This window comes from Rhodoferax sp. WC2427 (assembly GCF_040822085.1).
Lineage (GTDB): Bacteria > Pseudomonadota > Gammaproteobacteria > Burkholderiales > Burkholderiaceae_C > Rhodoferax_B.
In genome coordinates, this window is sequence record NZ_CP162006.1 from 870996 (window position 1) to 886475 (window position 15480).

Consider the following 15480-nt stretch of genomic DNA (forward strand, 5'->3'; position numbering starts at 1 on the left):
GTAGTCCGCTTATGAGCAAAGCATTTACCCGCGAAACCGATGCCGACCAGGACGACGACGGCGACGGCCCGGCACCCGCGCCCTTGCCGGCAGGCAGCAAGAACTATATGACCCCCCAGGGCTATGCCCGACTGCGGGCGGAGTTCACCGAGTTGATGGAGGTGGAGCGCCCGAAGATCGTGGACGTGATTTATTGGGCGGCCAGCAACGGCGACCGCTCGGAGAACGGCGACTACATCTACGGTAAAAAGCGCCTGCGCGAGATCGACCGGCGCATCCGCTTTCTGACCAAGCGTCTGGAAATCGCCGAGGTGGTGGACCCCAGCGTGCATTTTGGCAACGACCAGATTTTCTTCGGCGCCACTGTGGCGTATGAAGATGCCTCGGGCCTGGAGCGCACCATCACCATCTACGGAATCGACGAGGCCGACACGGCGCAGGGGCAGGTCAGTTGGGTGTCGCCGATCGCCCGGGCGCTGCTGAAGGCCCGGGTCGGCGATGTGGTGCGCATGCAGTCCCCGGTGGGGGTGCAGGACATTGAAGTGCTGCGGGTGGACTATCCACCCCCAAAGCCGGTCTAAGCCGCCGGTTTGGCCCGCACTGCCCGCAACACCGAGGGTGTGCGCTTGAGCTGGCGCAGGGCCAGTTCCAGGTGGGCGTGGTCGCGTACCGACACCAGAAACCGCATGTCGGTGGCTTCCTGGTCGCCTTCCTGGCCCATGTCCACATGGGTGATGTCCACTTCGGCGACCGAGAGCGCGGCAGCGGCCTTGGCCAGCACGCCTTTGCTGTTCTTGACCGTCACCACCACGCCGGTCTCAAAAGGCCGCACCGGCTCGTCCGCCCAGTCCACCGCGATGAAGCGTTCGCTGTCCTTGTACTGCAGGCGCTTGGCCACCGCGCAGTCGGCGGTGTGCACCACCAGACCTTCGCCACGGCCCAGGTAGCCCACGATCGGGTCACCCGGAATCGGGCGGCAGCAGCGGGCAAACTGCACCGAGGTGTTTTCGCTGCCGTCCAGCACCACGGCACCTTGCGAATAGCTTTCGTGCGCGGTGTAGCGCTCGCGGGTCAGCAGCAAAGCGTCGGGCTTGGCGCCGTTTTCGGTCAGTAGCAGCACCAGGCGTTTGGCCACGATACTGGCCACCCGCTTGCCCATGCTGATGTCGGTAAGCAGCTCGGTGCGGGTGCGGTTGCCGGTAAAGCGCAGCAGCTTGTCCCAGATCGGCTGGCTCTCCGGCGTGGTTTCGGGCAAGTGCTCCAGCCCTTCGGAGCGCAGCGCCTGGGTCAGCAGCTTTTCGCCCATGCTCTCGGACTCGGTTTGCGCCATGCTTTTCAAATGGTGGCGGATCTTGGAACGCGCCCGGCCGGTGCGCACAAAGCCCAGCCAAGCGGGGTTGGGTGCCGAGACGGGTGCGGTAATCACTTCGATGATGTCGCCGTTGCGCAGCTCGGTGCGCAGGGGCACCTGTTCGCCGTTGATCTTGGCGGCCACGGTGCGGTCACCCACATTGCTGTGGATGGCGTAGGCAAAGTCCACCACCGTGGCGCCGCGCGGCATGGCCATGATCTGGCTTTTGGGGGTGAACACATAGACCGCGTCGGGAAACAGATCAACCTTGACGTGGTCCCAGAACTCGGCGGCGTCGCGGGTTTCGTCCTGGATGTCGAGCAGCGATTGCAGCCATTTGGTGCCCAGCCGCTCGGCGGTGGCGCTGTCGGCCTCGTTGTTTTTGTAGAGCCAGTGCGCCGCCACACCCGATTCGGCCACCAGGTGCATGGCCTCGGTGCGCATCTGGAATTCGACATTGACGCTGGACGGGCCCACCAGTGTGGTGTGCAGCGACTGGTAGCCGTTGAGCTTGGCGATCGCGATGTGGTCCTTGAATTTGCCGGGCACCGGTTTGTAGAGCTGGTGCAGCACGCCCAAGGCGGTGTAGCAGTCGATCACGTTTTGCACGATGACCCGAAAGCCGTAAATATCGGTCACCTGGGCGAAGGTGAGGTGCTTGTCGTCCATCTTCTGGTAGATGGAAAACATGGTCTTTTCGCGCCCGGCAATACGCACCTGCATACCGGTTTGTGCAAACACCGCCTCGACTTCTTGCTGCACTTTTTGCACCAGGTCGCGCCGTCGGTTGCGGGCTTTGGCCACGGCTTTGGCCAAAATCGCGTAACGCCAGGGTCGCAGATGGCGGAATGCCAGGTCTTGCAGCTCGCGGTAGGTTTGGTTCAGCCCCAGGCGGTGGGCGATAGGGGCGTAAATATCCAGGGTTTCAGAAGCAATGCGCGCCCATTTGGAGCGCGGCATGTCGCCCATGGTGCGCATATTGTGGGTGCGGTCTGCCAGCTTGATCAGAATCACCCGCACGTCGCGGGCCATGGCCAGCAGCATTTTGCGAAACGACTCGGCCTGGTTTTCTTCCCGGGTGTTGAATTGCAGCTTGTCGAGCTTGGTCAATCCATCGACCAGCTCGGCCACGGGGGCACCAAAGCGCTCGATCAGCTCCGACTTGGTCACGCCGCAGTCTTCCATGGCGTCGTGCAGCAGGGCGGCCATCAGGGCTTGCGCATCCAGCTTCCAGGCGGCGCACTGGGCGGCAACGGCGATGGGGTGGGTGATGTAGGGCTCGCCGCTGTTGCGCAGCTGGCCCAGATGGGCCTCGTCGGCAAACCGGTAGGCCTGGCGCACATGTTCCACGCTGGCGGCATCCAGGTAGTGCAGGTTGGCCATCAGCGCGGCAAAGCTGGCGGCGGCGGCGTTGGCTGCCGCGGGACTGGGCGTATGCCCGCCCTTTTTATGGGGGGGTTTGGGAGGCGAACCGTCGGCAGGAAATTGCTTGTCACTCATGGCTTGAATATAGCTTGAGCCTTGCATCTACCTTGCGGGCAACAAAAAAGGCACCGCAAAACGGTGCCTTTTAAAGTGGGTTTGGGCCCAATGCGATCAGTTGGGTACTTTTTTCAGCATCTCGATGCCGACTTTGCCCGCAGCAATCTCGCGCAGGGCGGTGACCACGGGTTTGTTCTTGCTTTCGATCTTGGGCGCATGGCCTTGGCTCAGCATGCGGGCCCGATACGTGGCGGCCAGCACCAACTGGAAACGGTTGGGGATTTGCACCAGGCAATCTTCGACGGTGATACGGGCCATGAATTTCTCCAGAAAACTTTTGCAACACGACTTGCACCGCAGTGCGAGTCTTAAAAAATACCTAGGGATTTGAAGGTGTCGGCTCGGGCACGGCGCTGTGCCGTAAATTTGAGCCGCTGGGCATGCACAATGGTCTTCAGGTCGAAAACTGCCCGGTCAAATAGCTCATTGATTATAACGAAGTCGAATTTATGGGCTTGCGCCATCTCAACAGCGGCATTCGCCAGGCGCAGTTCGATCACATCCGGGGCATCTTCGCCGCGGCGCTCCAGCCGTGAACGCAGCTCTTCCCAGCTCGGCGGCAGGATGAAGATCAGCACCGCATTGGCAAAAATTTCCTTGATCTGCACCGCGCCCTGGAAGTCGATTTCCAGAATCACGTCCGCGCCCTGGGCCATGCGTTCTTCGATGGCTTTCTTGGACGTGCCATAGCGGTTGCCATGCACTTCGGCCCACTCCACGAAGGCGTTGGCTGCCACCATGGCATCGAACTCCGACTGCGAGACAAAGAAATATTCACGGCCGTGTTTTTCCTGGCCGCGCGGGTCGCGGGTCGTGTGCGACACCGAGGGCTGCACCTTGGCATCCAGCTCCATGAGCGCCTTGACCAGGCTGGACTTTCCGGCACCGCTGGGGGCGGCGACGACGATCAAATTTCCGGGGTAGTCCATGCTGTGTTCACCGTGTAGGTGGTCAAAAAATGGCACATTCTATATTTGCCCCGCCACCCAAGCCGTGGGGATGCGCTTGCGCAATCGCTCACAATACGGCCTATGAATTGGTTAAACGATGTGAAATGGGACGCCCAAGGGCTGGTCCCGGTGATTGCGCAAGAGGCTGGCAGCGGCGATGTGCTGATGTTCGCCTGGATGAACCGCGAGGCGCTGGAAAAAACCGCGGCCCTGGGGCGTGCCGTGTATTTCAGCCGCTCGCGCAACCGGCTGTGGTTCAAGGGCGAAGAGTCGGGCCATGTGCAAACCGTGCACGAGATCCGGCTCGATTGCGACAACGATGTGGTGCTGCTCAAGGTGACGCAGCTGGGCCACACCCCCGGGATTGCCTGCCACACGGGTCGCCACAGCTGCTTCTTCAGCGTGCTGGACACCAACGCCGCAGGCGACAAAGCCTGGAAAGCCACCGAACCGGTCTTGAAAGACCCGGAATCCATCTACAAATAATGGCTATGACCTCTAACGATTCCCTGGCCCGACTCGCCGCCACCATCGAAAGCCGCAAGGCGGCTAACGGTGGCGACCCCGGCTCCAGTTACGTGGCCCGCCTGCTGCACAAGGGGCCGGATGCCTTTCTGAAGAAAATCGGCGAAGAAGCCACCGAGGCCGTGATGGCGGCCAAGGATGCCGAATTCGGCGGCAACACCCCCGCGCTGCAAGCCAAGCTGGTGGGTGAGGTGGCCGATCTGTGGTTCCACTCCATGGTGGCGCTGGCGCACTTTGGCCTCAGCCCCGCCGACGTGCTGGCCGAGTTGGAGCGCCGCGAAGGCACCAGCGGCATCGAAGAAAAGGCTTTGCGCAAAGTTTTAAACCGAGAAGCGGAGTCCCCATGAGCGACATCATCGACGTGCGCGCCATTGACAGCGAAAAAGCCCAGAACCTGAAAACCGTGGGCTGGGTCAGCTATTTGCTGCACCTGGTGGTGGCCGTCGGCGCAGTGGTGCCGGGCGCGCAGCCGGGTGCGGTGTTGCTGATCGTGGCGCTGGTGCTCGACCTGGTGAAAAAGAGCGAGGCCGAGGGCACCTGGCAGGCCAGCCATTTCAGCTGGCGCATCCGCTCGGTGCTGTGGGCCGGTGTGCTGTACGTGGTGACGGCACCGCTGTGGTTTTTGTTCATCGTGCCCGGCTGGATCGCCTGGGGCCTGATTTCGCTGTGGTTTCTGTACCGCATCGTGCGGGGCATGGTGGCCATGAACGCCAGCCAGGCCGTCGGAGATGCCGTATGAGCGCACTGGCACATGACCCGAATTGCCTGTTTTGCAAAATCATTGCAGGCCAGATTCCATCCAAAAAAGTGTACGAAGATGCCGAACTTTTGGCCTTCCACGACATCCATCCCTGGGCGCCGGTGCACTTTTTACTGATTCCCAAGGTGCATATCCCGTCGATGTCGCAGGTGCAGCCCGAGCACAGTGCCCTGTTGGGGCGCATGATGGTGCTGGCGCCCCAGCTGGCGGCCCAAGAGGGCTGCAGACCCTACCCGCAAGGGGGGTTTCGGGTGATGGTGAATACGGGGGATGATGGCGGGCAGGAAGTGCACCATTTGCACCTGCATGTCATCGGCGGGCCACGTCCCTGGCTCAAGGGTTAGTGCCAGGGGCATCGTGGGGGCGGTAAAGACCGTCATCTGCGCCGACTAAAATCAGCAACACTTTGTTAGGAGTTATTCCATGGGTTCATTTTCTATTTGGCATTGGTTGATCGTGCTGTTGATCGTGGTGATGGTGTTTGGCACCAAGAAGCTGAAGAACATGGGCAGCGATCTGGGGGGCGCGGTCAAGGGCTTCAAGGATGGCATGAAGGACGGCGCAGCGTCGGCAGATGACGACAAGCCCACGGCGCAGGTGTCGGCCAGCGCTGCGGCGCAAAAGAACACCATCGATGTCGAAGCCAAGACCAAGTCCTGAGCCGGTTAGCAATCCGTGATTGACCTCGGCATTTCCAAGATGGCGCTGATCGGCGCGGTGGCGTTGATCGTCATCGGGCCGGAAAAGCTGCCGCGTGTGGCCCGCACCGTCGGCACGCTGCTGGGCAAGGCCCAGCGCTACGTGGCCGATGTGAAGGCGGAAGTCAGCCGCTCCATGGATCTGGACGAGCTCAAGAAGATGAAGGAAACGATGGAAGGTGCGGCGCGCGACGTGCACCAGTCCATCCAGACCAACGCCAGCGACTTCGAGAAACAGTGGTCAGAAACCGATGCCACCCCGGCGTTGGCAGACGATGCCTACACCACCTACCCCGAATACAAGCTGCCGCACAAGCGCTGGCGCACCAAGGTCGGTGCCACGCCACAGTGGTTCAAGGCCCGTGCCGGGGTGCGTACCAAGGCATTGTCGGGTGCGGCCCGCGTGGCCCGCTACCGGCCCAAGCCCAGTTCCCACATTACTTAAAAATCAACAACCTGGGGCCTTTTGGCCTCGGTGTCATTCTGGGCCAAGCCCGGTGTAAAGCCCCATGTCCGATCCCCACAAAAGCCCCGACGACGAACTAGCCGGAACCGAGCAGCCCTTTGTGCAGCATCTGGTGGAGCTACGCGACCGGTTGGTCAAGGCGCTGATTGCCGTCATGGTGGCCGCCGGGGGGCTAGCGCTGTACCCCGGCCCCGCGCGGCTGTACGACATGCTGGCGGCTCCGTTGGTTGCCACCATGCCCGCAGGCAGTACCTTGATCGCCACTTCGGTGATTTCGCCGTTTCTGGTGCCGCTGCAGGTGATGTTCATGGTGGCGCTGATGCTGGCCTTGCCCTTTGTGCTGTGGCAGGTGTGGGCCTTTGTGGCGCCAGGCCTGTACTCGCACGAAAAGAAGCTGGTGCTGCCCCTGGTGGTGTCGAGCACGCTGCTGTTCTTCATTGGCGTGGCGTTTTGTTACTTTTTCGTGTTTGGCCAGGTGTTCAAGTTCATCCAGAACTTTGCGCCGTCCACCATCAAGGCCACGCCCGACATCGAGGCCTACCTGAGCTTTGTGCTCACCATGTTCCTGGCCTTTGGCATGGCCTTCGAGGTGCCGATTGTGGTGGTGGTGCTGGCCCGTATGGGCCTGGTCAGCATTGACAAGCTCAAGGCTTTCCGCGGCTACTTTGTGGTGCTGGCGTTCATTGTGGCCGCCATCGTGACCCCGCCGGACGTGGTGTCGCAACTGGCGCTGGCCATTCCCATGTGCCTGCTGTACGAGGTGGGCATCTGGGCGGCGCAGATTTTCATCAAGCACACCCAGGCTCCGGACGAAGAAGCCTCTGCTACAAAATCTTAGCTAAATTGGCTGCCCACGCTTATTCCATAAGCGTGGGCAGCTATTAAATTTGTAGTGTCAGCGTTCCACCTGCTTCGGCTTGGGACGCAGCCCCGGGGTCACTTCCAGTGCCAATTGCCGGTCCTGGCGCAGCACGCTGAAACTGGATGTTTTGCCGGGTTGCAGCATGGCCACGCTGGTCAGCAGCTCCGACACATTGTTCACCGGCTTGCTGGCCACCTGCACGATCACGTCGCCCGGGCGGATGCCCGCTTGTGCCGCCGGGCCGTTTTGCAGCACGCCGGTGATGATCACACCGTGGTCGGCCTTCACGCCAAAGGTTTCGGCCAGCTCGGGCGACAGGTCGCTGGGCTCCACGCCGATCCAGCCGCGCTTGACCTGGCCGTCGGCGACGATGCCTTCCAGCACCAGCTTGGCGGTAGACACCGGAATGGCAAAGCCGATGCCCATGCTGCCCCCCGAGCGCGAGTAGATGGCGGTGTTGATGCCCATCAGGTTGCCGCTCACGTCCACCAGTGCACCGCCCGAATTGCCGGGGTTGATGGCCGCGTCGGTCTGGATGAAGTTCTCGAAGGTGTTGATACCCAGCTGGTTGCGGCCCAGCGCGCTGACAATGCCGCTGGTGACCGTCTGGCCCACGCCAAACGGGTTGCCGATGGCCAGCACCTGGTCGCCCACCTGCAACGCGTCGGAGCTGCCCAGCACCATCACTGGCAGCTTGTCGAGCTGGATTTTCAGCACGGCCAGGTCGGAATCGGGGTCGGTGCCAATCACCTGCGCCTGCACGTGGCGGCTGTCGTTGAGCGTGACCTCGATGGCGTCCGCGCCTTCGACCACGTGGTTGTTGGTCAGGATGTAGCCTTCCGGGCTGACGATCACGCCGCTGCCCAGGCCCACCTGGGCCTGCGCGCCGCGCTCTCCAAAGAAGAACTTGAACCAGGGGTCGTCGGTGCGCGGATCGCGTTCGGCCATTTTGCTGGTGTTGATGCTGACCACCGCAGGCGAGGCCTTTTTGGCGGCGGCGCTGAAGCTGCCGCCCGCGGCCGGGCCGGCGTTACCGAGGCCAGGGGCGGGCGCTTCGATCAGCGAGATGCTGGAGCCGCTGAAAGGCCGCTTTCCCAGCCATTCGGGCTTGAGTGTGCCCACCACGAAATAAGCCGCCAACAAGATGGTGACCGACTGGGAAAAGAGGAGCCAAAAGCGTTTCATGCGCAGATTGTCCTTGAACTTGGACCACAATTCGGCATATGGCCCACCAACCCGCTGTACTGTCCGCATTTGACGATCTGCTGCAACCTGCCCGCTTCAAGGACTACGGGCCCAACGGCCTGCAGGTCGAGGGCAAAACCGAGCTTCGCCACATCGTCTCGGGTGTCACCGCCAGCCTGGCTTTGATCGAAGCCGCCGTGGCGGCGCAGGCCGATGCAATTTTTGTGCACCATGGCCTGTTCTGGCGCGGCCAGAGCGGCACCGTCACCGGCTGGATGAAGCAGCGCCTGGCCCTGCTGCTGCGCCACGACATCAACCTCTACGCCTACCACCTGCCGCTGGACGCACACCCCACGCTGGGCAACAACGCGCAGCTGGGTCTGCAACTGGGGCTGGAGGGCGTGGGCTGCTTCGGTGACAACGACCTGGGCTTCCTGGGGCAGCGCCGCGACGGCGGTGCATTTGCGTCCGCCCAGGATTTGGCAGCCCACATAGGAAAACAATTAAATCGGTCTCCCGTGCTGATAGCACCAGCACAAACAGCTATTAAAAAAATAGCATGGTGCACCGGCGGCGCGCAGAGTTACTTTGAGGCCGCCATCGCCGCCGGGGCCGATGCCTTCATCACCGGCGAAATCTCCGAACCCCAGGCCCATTACGCCCGCGAATGCGGCGTGGCCTTCATTGCCTGCGGCCACCACGCCAGCGAGCGCTACGGTGCACCGGCAGTGGCGGGCCACGTGGCAGCCCAGTTCGGGCTGGCGCACACTTTTATCGACATAGACAACCCCGCCTGATGAAACCCATTGCCATCACCCTGGGCGACCCTGCGGGGATCGGCCCCGAAACCATCGCCAAGGCCTTCCGCGACGCGCCGGATGCCACCCGTGGCTGCTTCGTCGCGGGCGATGTGGGCACGCTGCGCCGCGCCAGCGCCCTGGTCAGCGGCCCCGGCCAGCCCGCGCTGCCGGTGGCCCTGGTGGCGACACCTGCCGAGGTCTGGAGCGTGCCGCCGCAGTGCATTCCGGTGCTACAGATAACGGAGCTGCTTGCGCCCATTCCATATGGCCAAATCAGCAGTTTGGCTGGAAAAGTAGCCGCCGATTGCGTGCTGTGGGCCTGCCGCGCCACGCTGCAGGGCGAGCTGGCTGCGCTGGTCACGGCACCGCTGCACAAAGAGGCGCTGGCGGCGGCAGGCCTACCGTACCCCGGCCACACCGAGCTGCTGCAATTCGAGGCCGCTGCCTACCTGGGCAAGGCCTTGCAGGACGTACCGGTGCGCATGATGCTGGCCAACGACGAACTGCGTACCGTGCTGGTCAGCATCCACCTGTCGCTGCGCCAGGCCATCGAGGCCGTGACTTTCGACAACGTATTGCAAACCCTGCGCATCACCCACCGTGCGGTCGGCGCCGCCCTGGGCCGGGCGCCGCGCATCGGCGTGGCCGGGCTGAACCCGCACGCGGGCGAGGGTGGCTTGTTTGGCCGCGAGGAAATCGACACCATCGTGCCCGCCCTGCAGGCCGCCCGCGCCGAGGGGCTGGACGTGCACGGCCCGTTTGCGCCCGACACCGTGTTCATGCGTGCCCGCGCCAAACACGGCCAACCGGGAGAGTTTGATGTGGTGGTGGCCATGTACCACGACCAGGGGCTGATTCCGGTCAAGTACCTGGGGGTGGAGCAGGGCGTGAACGTGACCCTGGGCCTGCCCCTGGTGCGCACCAGCCCGGACCACGGCACCGCATTCGATATTGCGGGCACCGGCGTGGCCGACGCGTCCAGCCTGATCGCCGCGTTGCGCATGGCACGCACACTCAGCAAATTTTAGAAATAAAAAAGCCCTCTACCGCTACAGCAGAGGGCGTAAGCAGCTACTAAAAATGTAGTGCTTGAAATATTCTTATTTTTTCAGGCTGTCGCGGATCTGGCGCAGCAGCAGCACGTCTTCGGGCGTGACCGGTGCGGCGGCGGGCGCAGCCGGCTCTTCTTTCTTCAGGCGGTTGATCTGTTTGACCATGATGAAGATGATGAAGGCCAGGATTGCAAAGTTCACCGCCACGGTGAGGAAGTTGCCGTAGGCAAACACCGGCACACCGGCTTTTTTCAGGTCTGCCAGCGCCATGCTGGTGCCTTCGGGCACCTTGCCCAGCACGATGAACAGGCTGGAGAAATCGATCTTCCCAAACACCATCCCCACCACCGGCATGATCAGATCGGCCACCACCGAATCCACAATCTTGCCGAAGGCACCGCCAATGATCACGCCCACGGCGAGATCGATCACATTGCCCTTGACTGCAAACTCCTTGAATTCAGCCATCATGCCCATAAAAGCCCCTTTGTTGGTTAACGTTGAATAACTTCCGTAGCCCAGTGTGCCGCGCAACCGGGTCCACGAAAATTGATGCAGGTCAGTATTGTCCACAAAATGCCCTCGACACCCGGCATAAAGTGTTGCAGGCACGTGAAGTCGGCCTGAACCGCTCCGCTACAATCCGCGGTTGACCCCAAACGAGTGATGATTTTGAGGACCCCCATGAGTGACACCCCAGTCGACACCAGCAAGCGGACGTGGTTGATCGCATCCGGTTGCGCCGGTGCGGTGGGTGGCGTAGCTACCGCCATCCCTTTCGTGAGTACATTCCAGCCCTCAGAGCGCGCCAAAGCCGCCGGAGCTGCCGTTGAAGCGGATATTTCCGCCCTGAAACCGGGCGAGAAAATGACCGTGGAGTGGCGCGGCAAACCCGTTTGGATCCTGCGCCGCACGCCCGAGCAGGTGGCCGAGTTGCCCAAGCTGGACGGCCAACTGGCCGATCCCCAGTCCTTGCGCAACCCGTCCGAGTTCACCCCGGAGTACGCCCGCAACGTGGGCCGCTCCATCAAGCCGGAGTTTCTGGTGGTGGTGGGCATCTGCACACACCTGGGGTGCTCGCCGTCGGACAAGTTCACGCCAGGCCCGCAGGCTTCGCTCCCCAACGACTGGGAGGGTGGCTTCCTGTGCCCCTGCCACGGCTCTACTTTCGATATGGCGGGCCGCGTTTTCAAGAACAAGCCTGCTCCCGACAACCTCCCGGTGCCGCCGCACATGTATCTCTCCGATACCCGGCTGCTGATCGGCGAAGACAAGAAGGCTTGAGGGATATATGGCTACATTCAAAGAGATCTCGCCCAACGCCAGCGCGCCTGAAAAGCTGCTGAACTGGGTAGACAACCGCTTTCCGGCCAGCAAGCTCTACAAAGAGCACATGTCCGAGTACTACGCACCGAAAAATTTCAACTTCTGGTACGTGTTTGGCTCGCTGTCGCTGCTGGTGCTGGTGCTGCAAATCGTCACCGGCATCTTTCTGGTGATGCATTACAAGCCGGATTCGAACCTGGCGTTTGCCTCGGTCGAGTACATCATGCGCGATGTGCCCTGGGGCTGGCTGATCCGCTACATGCACTCCACCGGGGCGTCAGCCTTCTTTGTGGTGGTGTATCTGCACATGTTCCGCGGTCTGCTGTACGGTTCGTACCGCAAGCCGCGCGAGCTGGTGTGGGTGTTTGGCTGCGCGATTTTCTTATGCCTGATGGCCGAGGCCTTCATGGGTTACCTGTTGCCCTGGGGCCAGATGAGCTACTGGGGCGCCCAGGTGATCGTCAATTTGTTCTCCGCCATTCCTTTCGTCGGTCCTGATCTGGCGCTGCTGATCCGTGGTGACTACGTGGTGGGCGATGCCACCCTGAACCGCTTCTTCAGCTTCCACGTGATTGCCGTGCCGCTGGTGCTGCTGGGCTTGGTGGCGGCGCACATCATTGCGCTGCACGAAGTCGGCTCCAACAACCCCGACGGCGTGGAAATCAAGGGCCCCAACGCCCCCAAGGATGCCGAAGGCCACCCGTTGGACGGCATTCCTTTCCACCCGTACTACTCGGTGCATGACATTTTTGCGGTCAGCGTGTTCCTGATGGTGTTCACCGCCATCATCTTCTTCGCACCCGAATTTGGCGGCTACTTCCTGGAGTACAACAACTTCATCCCGGCCGATTCGCTCAAGACTCCGCTGCACATCGCCCCGGTCTGGTACTTCACGCCGTTCTATTCGATGCTGCGCGCCATTACCAGCGAAATGATGTACGCCCTGATTGCCTGCGTGGTGGGCGGTGCGCTGCTGTCGGTGGTCAAGTTCAAGCTGCCAGCCTTCGTCAAGGCCATCATCGTGGTGGTTGCCGTCGGGGTGGTCGCCATGATGCTGAACATCGACGCCAAGTTCTGGGGCGTGGTCGCCATGGGCGGCGCGGTCGTGATCTTGTTCTTCCTGCCCTGGCTGGACAATAGCCCGGTGAAGTCGATCCGTTACCGTCCGAGCTGGCACAAGTACGTGTATGCCGTGTTTGTCGTCAATTTCCTGGTGCTGGGTTATCTGGGAGTGCAGCCACCGTCGGACCTTGGCGGCCGTGTTTCCCAGGTGGGCACCCTGTTCTATTTCGGGTTTTTCCTGCTGATGCCGTGGTGGAGTCGTTTGGGTACACCCAAGCCGGTGCCCAGTCGCATTACCTTCACTGCGCACTAAGCCGGAGATTCTGACCATGAAAAAACTGATTCTCGGCGTACTCGCAGCCCTGACCTTGTCCTTCGGTGCAACCTCGGTTGTCCATGCATCGGGTGGCGACACCATTGCCTGGGACAAGGCCCCCAACAAGACCAACGACCTGGCATCGCTGCAAAACGGCGCCAAGCTGTTCGTCAACTACTGCCTGAGCTGCCATTCGGCGGCCTTCATGCGCTATAACCGCCTGCGCGACATTGGCCTGACCGAGCAGCAGATCAAGGACAACCTGCTGTTTGCCACCACCAAGGTGGGCGACACCATGAAAGCCGCCATCGATCCGGGCCAGGCCAAGGAATGGTTCGGTGCCAATCCGCCCGACCTGACCCTGATCACGCGCTCGCGTTCGGGCCACGGCGGCACCGGTGCCGACTACCTCTACACCTACCTGCGCAGCTACTACCCCGATGCTTCCAAGCCCACCGGCTGGAACAATATGGTGTTCCCCAATGTGGGCATGCCGCATGTGCTGTGGGAACTGCAAGGCGAGCGCAAGCCCGTTTACCAGGAAGTGGAAGAGCACGGCCATGCGGTCCAGGTATTCAAGGGCTGGGAGCAAGTCACCCCCGGCAAGATGACCCCGTTGCAATACGAGCAAGCCGTGGGCGACCTGGTTAGCTACATGCAGTGGATGGCCGAACCCGCCCAAAACACCCGCGTCCGTGTGGGCGTATGGGTGCTGCTGTTCTTGCTGGTGTTTACTTTCTTCGCCTGGCGATTGAATGCCGCGTTCTGGAAAGACGTGAAGTAGACCCCATCTACCCCAACGAGGCCCGAACACCGTGTTTGGGCCACACAGAGTGGGCTGCACTGGCGTCCCACTCTTTTTGATTTTTAGGAGCCCCCATCATGATGGTGTTGTACTCAGGCACGACCTGCCCTTTTTCCCACCGCTGCCGTTTCGTCTTGTTTGAAAAAGGCATGGACTTCGAGATCCGCGACGTAGACCTCTACAACAAGCCCGAAGACATCAGCGTGATGAACCCGTACGGCCAGGTGCCGATCTTGGTAGAGCGCGACCTGATTCTGTACGAGTCGAACATCATCAACGAGTACATCGACGAGCGCTTCCCGCACCCCCAGCTGATGCCCGGCGACCCGGTGGACCGCGCCCGTGTGCGCCTGTTCCTGCTCAACTTCGAGAAGGAACTGTTTGTGCACGTTGGCCTGCTGGAGTCCCGCGCTTCCAAGGGCAATGAAAAAGCCCTGGAGAAAGCCCGCGCCCACATCCGCGACCGCCTGACCCAACTCGCCCCCGTGTTCCTGAAAAACAAGTACATGCTGGGTGAAAACTTCTCGATGCTCGACGTGGCGATTGCGCCGCTGCTGTGGCGTCTGGACTTCTATGGCATCGACCTGAGCAAGAACGCCGCACCGCTGCTGAAATACGCCGAGCGCATCTTCTCGCGCCCGGCCTACATCGAAGCGCTGACGCCGTCCGAAAAAGTGATGCGCAAGTAATTCGGAGCCACTGTTGTCCACCATGCAAGCCCTGGATTCGACCTCCACCCGTCCCTACCTGATCCGCGCTCTCTACGAGTGGTGTACCGACAACGGTCTGACACCGTACGTGGCGGTGCTGGTGGACGACTCGGTGCAGGTTCCGCGCGAGTACGTGAAAGACGGTGAAATCGTGCTCAACATCAGCTTCGATGCGACCAGCTCGCTCAAGCTGGGCAACGACTTCATCGAGTTCAAAGCCCGTTTTGCGGGTACGCCGCGTGAGATTCTGGTGCCGATTGGCCGGGTGATTGCGATTTATGCCCGTGAAAACGGGCAAGGCATGGCTTTTCCGTCGCCGGTGGCGGCTACCCCGGAAGAGCCCGCCAAGCCATTTACGCTGGCCGGGGTGCCCGATACCACCTCAAAAGTGGTTCCCTTGTCGCCAGTGGAGCCCGGTGGCGACGAGCCGCCCGAGCCGCCGCGGCCCGCGGGCGGACCGCGCCCGGCGCTCAAACGCATCAAGTAAAAAATCGTAGTGCCGTCAAAACGGCCCATTCGGTTCGGTAAAATACGAAGTTCGCCGATTTAGCTCAGTTGGTAGAGCACCCGCCTTGTAAGCGGAAGGTCGTCAGTTCGACTCCGACAATCGGCACCACTCCTAAAAGGTTCTGTCCAGAAATGGCCAGAACCTTTTTTTATGTCCGCGTTATGTCCGCGGCAGGGCGCCGCGCATTTGCACTTTGATGCGCAGCGCCGTCACGTCCCAGCCTTTGGTGCGCAAATGCGCCAGCAGTGCGGGTGTCAATTGCCGCAGCTTGGCCGATGCGGCATTGCTGTTGACCAGCAGGCACCAGCTGGCGCCGTCGATCGGCCCGGGCTGGATGGCCGACCACAGGGTTTCGGGGATCAGGGTTTTGACGGCCTTGAGCCGGTCGTTGGAGTCTTGCGCCAAGGCCGAAAGGCGGGCCAGGGTGGGCGAGTCGGCTGCGGCTTGCAGCAGCGTGAAGGAGCGGTTGCTTTGGCGCATGGTGGGCCAATTATCACAGCCGCACCGGCTTTTTGGCCTGTGCTGGCAGATAGTAAAATCCCAAGGCTGTGGATTGCAAACT

21 protein-coding genes and 1 tRNA gene are annotated in these 15480 nt (G+C 61.6%); 16 read left to right on the plus strand and 6 right to left on the minus strand.

Annotated features, from left to right (window positions below; translation table 11 throughout):
• The first annotated feature begins 11 nt into the window (after positions 1-11).
• Positions 12-581 (plus strand): transcription elongation factor GreB, encoded by a 570-nt coding sequence (gene greB, locus AB3G31_RS04195; RefSeq protein ID WP_367848958.1) that lies wholly within the window; start codon positions 12-14, stop codon positions 579-581.
• Here the strand turns inward: greB and AB3G31_RS04200 are convergent.
• The 3 genes from AB3G31_RS04200 to gmk all read right to left on the minus strand — a co-directional run bounded on the left by AB3G31_RS04200 (position 578) and on the right by gmk (position 3822).
• Positions 578-2734: a bifunctional (p)ppGpp synthetase/guanosine-3',5'-bis(diphosphate) 3'-pyrophosphohydrolase gene (locus tag AB3G31_RS04200; RefSeq protein WP_367850287.1), complete on the minus strand. Its 2157-nt coding sequence runs from the start codon at positions 2732-2734 to the stop codon at positions 578-580. The genes greB and AB3G31_RS04200 overlap by 4 nt on opposite strands.
• Before the next feature lie 213 nt (positions 2735-2947).
• Entirely contained in the window at positions 2948-3151 is a 204-nt protein-coding gene (rpoZ, locus tag AB3G31_RS04205; RefSeq protein ID WP_295955342.1) for a DNA-directed RNA polymerase subunit omega, read from the minus strand.
• 50 nt (positions 3152-3201) lie between these two features.
• On the minus strand, positions 3202-3822 hold the full coding sequence (gene gmk, locus AB3G31_RS04210) for a guanylate kinase (RefSeq protein WP_367848959.1): 621 nt from the start codon (positions 3820-3822) through the stop codon (positions 3202-3204).
• A 93-nt stretch (positions 3823-3915) separates the two neighbouring features.
• Between gmk and hisI the strand changes: the two genes are divergently transcribed.
• The 7 genes from hisI to tatC all read left to right on the plus strand — a co-directional run bounded on the left by hisI (position 3916) and on the right by tatC (position 7130).
• Complete coding sequence (gene hisI, locus AB3G31_RS04215; protein WP_367850288.1) at positions 3916-4329, plus strand: phosphoribosyl-AMP cyclohydrolase; 414 nt, start codon at positions 3916-3918, stop codon at positions 4327-4329.
• Positions 4330-4334: 5 nt separating this feature from the next.
• Entirely contained in the window at positions 4335-4715 is a 381-nt protein-coding gene (locus tag AB3G31_RS04220; protein WP_367848960.1) for a phosphoribosyl-ATP diphosphatase, read from the plus strand.
• The gene (locus AB3G31_RS04225) at positions 4712-5107 is read left to right on the plus strand and encodes a DUF4870 family protein (RefSeq protein WP_367848961.1); all 396 of its coding nucleotides are present in this window, start codon (positions 4712-4714) and stop codon (positions 5105-5107) included. The genes AB3G31_RS04220 and AB3G31_RS04225 overlap by 4 nt, the downstream gene beginning before the upstream one ends.
• Positions 5104-5472 carry a histidine triad nucleotide-binding protein gene (locus AB3G31_RS04230; RefSeq protein WP_367848962.1) on the plus strand — a complete coding sequence of 123 codons (369 nt, stop codon included), beginning with the start codon at positions 5104-5106 and terminating at the stop codon, positions 5470-5472. Before AB3G31_RS04225 ends, AB3G31_RS04230 begins: the two co-directional genes overlap by 4 nt.
• A gap of 79 nt (positions 5473-5551) precedes the next feature.
• Positions 5552-5788 (plus strand): Sec-independent protein translocase subunit TatA, encoded by a 237-nt coding sequence (tatA, locus tag AB3G31_RS04235; protein ID WP_367848963.1) that lies wholly within the window; start codon positions 5552-5554, stop codon positions 5786-5788.
• A gap of 15 nt (positions 5789-5803) precedes the next feature.
• Positions 5804-6271, plus strand: a complete 468-nt coding sequence (tatB, locus tag AB3G31_RS04240; protein WP_367848964.1) for a Sec-independent protein translocase protein TatB — start codon at positions 5804-5806, stop codon at positions 6269-6271.
• 64 nt (positions 6272-6335) lie between these two features.
• On the plus strand, positions 6336-7130 hold the full coding sequence (gene tatC, locus AB3G31_RS04245; protein ID WP_367848965.1) for a twin-arginine translocase subunit TatC: 795 nt from the start codon (positions 6336-6338) through the stop codon (positions 7128-7130).
• A 57-nt stretch (positions 7131-7187) separates the two neighbouring features.
• Here tatC and AB3G31_RS04250 read toward each other — a convergent pair whose 3' ends face one another.
• Positions 7188-8339, minus strand: coding sequence for a S1C family serine protease (locus AB3G31_RS04250; protein ID WP_367848966.1), 1152 nt, complete (start codon positions 8337-8339; stop codon positions 7188-7190).
• A 38-nt stretch (positions 8340-8377) separates the two neighbouring features.
• Here AB3G31_RS04250 and AB3G31_RS04255 point away from each other — a divergent pair, with 38 nt between their 5' ends.
• Both AB3G31_RS04255 and pdxA read left to right on the plus strand, forming a co-directional pair.
• Positions 8378-9136: a Nif3-like dinuclear metal center hexameric protein gene (locus tag AB3G31_RS04255; protein WP_367848967.1), complete on the plus strand. Its 759-nt coding sequence runs from the start codon at positions 8378-8380 to the stop codon at positions 9134-9136.
• Positions 9136-10167 carry a 4-hydroxythreonine-4-phosphate dehydrogenase PdxA gene (gene pdxA / locus AB3G31_RS04260; RefSeq protein WP_367848968.1) on the plus strand — a complete coding sequence of 344 codons (1032 nt, stop codon included), beginning with the start codon at positions 9136-9138 and terminating at the stop codon, positions 10165-10167. Before AB3G31_RS04255 ends, pdxA begins: the two co-directional genes overlap by 1 nt.
• A gap of 72 nt (positions 10168-10239) precedes the next feature.
• Here the strand turns inward: pdxA and mscL are convergent, their stop codons facing one another.
• On the minus strand, positions 10240-10668 hold the full coding sequence (gene mscL, locus AB3G31_RS04265; RefSeq protein ID WP_367848969.1) for a large conductance mechanosensitive channel protein MscL: 429 nt from the start codon (positions 10666-10668) through the stop codon (positions 10240-10242).
• Positions 10669-10875: 207 nt separating this feature from the next.
• Here mscL and petA point away from each other — a divergent pair, with 207 nt between their 5' ends.
• From petA to AB3G31_RS04295, 6 genes are all read left to right on the plus strand, one after another.
• The gene (gene petA / locus AB3G31_RS04270) at positions 10876-11475 is read left to right on the plus strand and encodes a ubiquinol-cytochrome c reductase iron-sulfur subunit (RefSeq protein WP_367848970.1); all 600 of its coding nucleotides are present in this window, start codon (positions 10876-10878) and stop codon (positions 11473-11475) included.
• Positions 11476-11482: 7 nt separating this feature from the next.
• Positions 11483-12892 carry a cytochrome bc complex cytochrome b subunit gene (locus tag AB3G31_RS04275; protein WP_367848971.1) on the plus strand — a complete coding sequence of 470 codons (1410 nt, stop codon included), beginning with the start codon at positions 11483-11485 and terminating at the stop codon, positions 12890-12892.
• 16 nt (positions 12893-12908) lie between these two features.
• Entirely contained in the window at positions 12909-13679 is a 771-nt protein-coding gene (locus AB3G31_RS04280) for a cytochrome c1 (RefSeq protein WP_367848972.1), read from the plus strand.
• Between the two features lie 98 nt (positions 13680-13777).
• Positions 13778-14389: a glutathione S-transferase N-terminal domain-containing protein gene (locus tag AB3G31_RS04285; RefSeq protein WP_056177195.1), complete on the plus strand. Its 612-nt coding sequence runs from the start codon at positions 13778-13780 to the stop codon at positions 14387-14389.
• A 22-nt stretch (positions 14390-14411) separates the two neighbouring features.
• Entirely contained in the window at positions 14412-14897 is a 486-nt protein-coding gene (locus AB3G31_RS04290; protein WP_367850289.1) for a ClpXP protease specificity-enhancing factor, read from the plus strand.
• A gap of 53 nt (positions 14898-14950) precedes the next feature.
• Positions 14951-15026 (plus strand) — tRNA-Thr (locus AB3G31_RS04295).
• 51 nt (positions 15027-15077) lie between these two features.
• Here the strand turns inward: AB3G31_RS04295 and AB3G31_RS04300 are convergent.
• On the minus strand, positions 15078-15398 hold the full coding sequence (locus tag AB3G31_RS04300; protein ID WP_367848973.1) for a hypothetical protein: 321 nt from the start codon (positions 15396-15398) through the stop codon (positions 15078-15080).
• Positions 15399-15480: the final 82 nt, after the last annotated feature.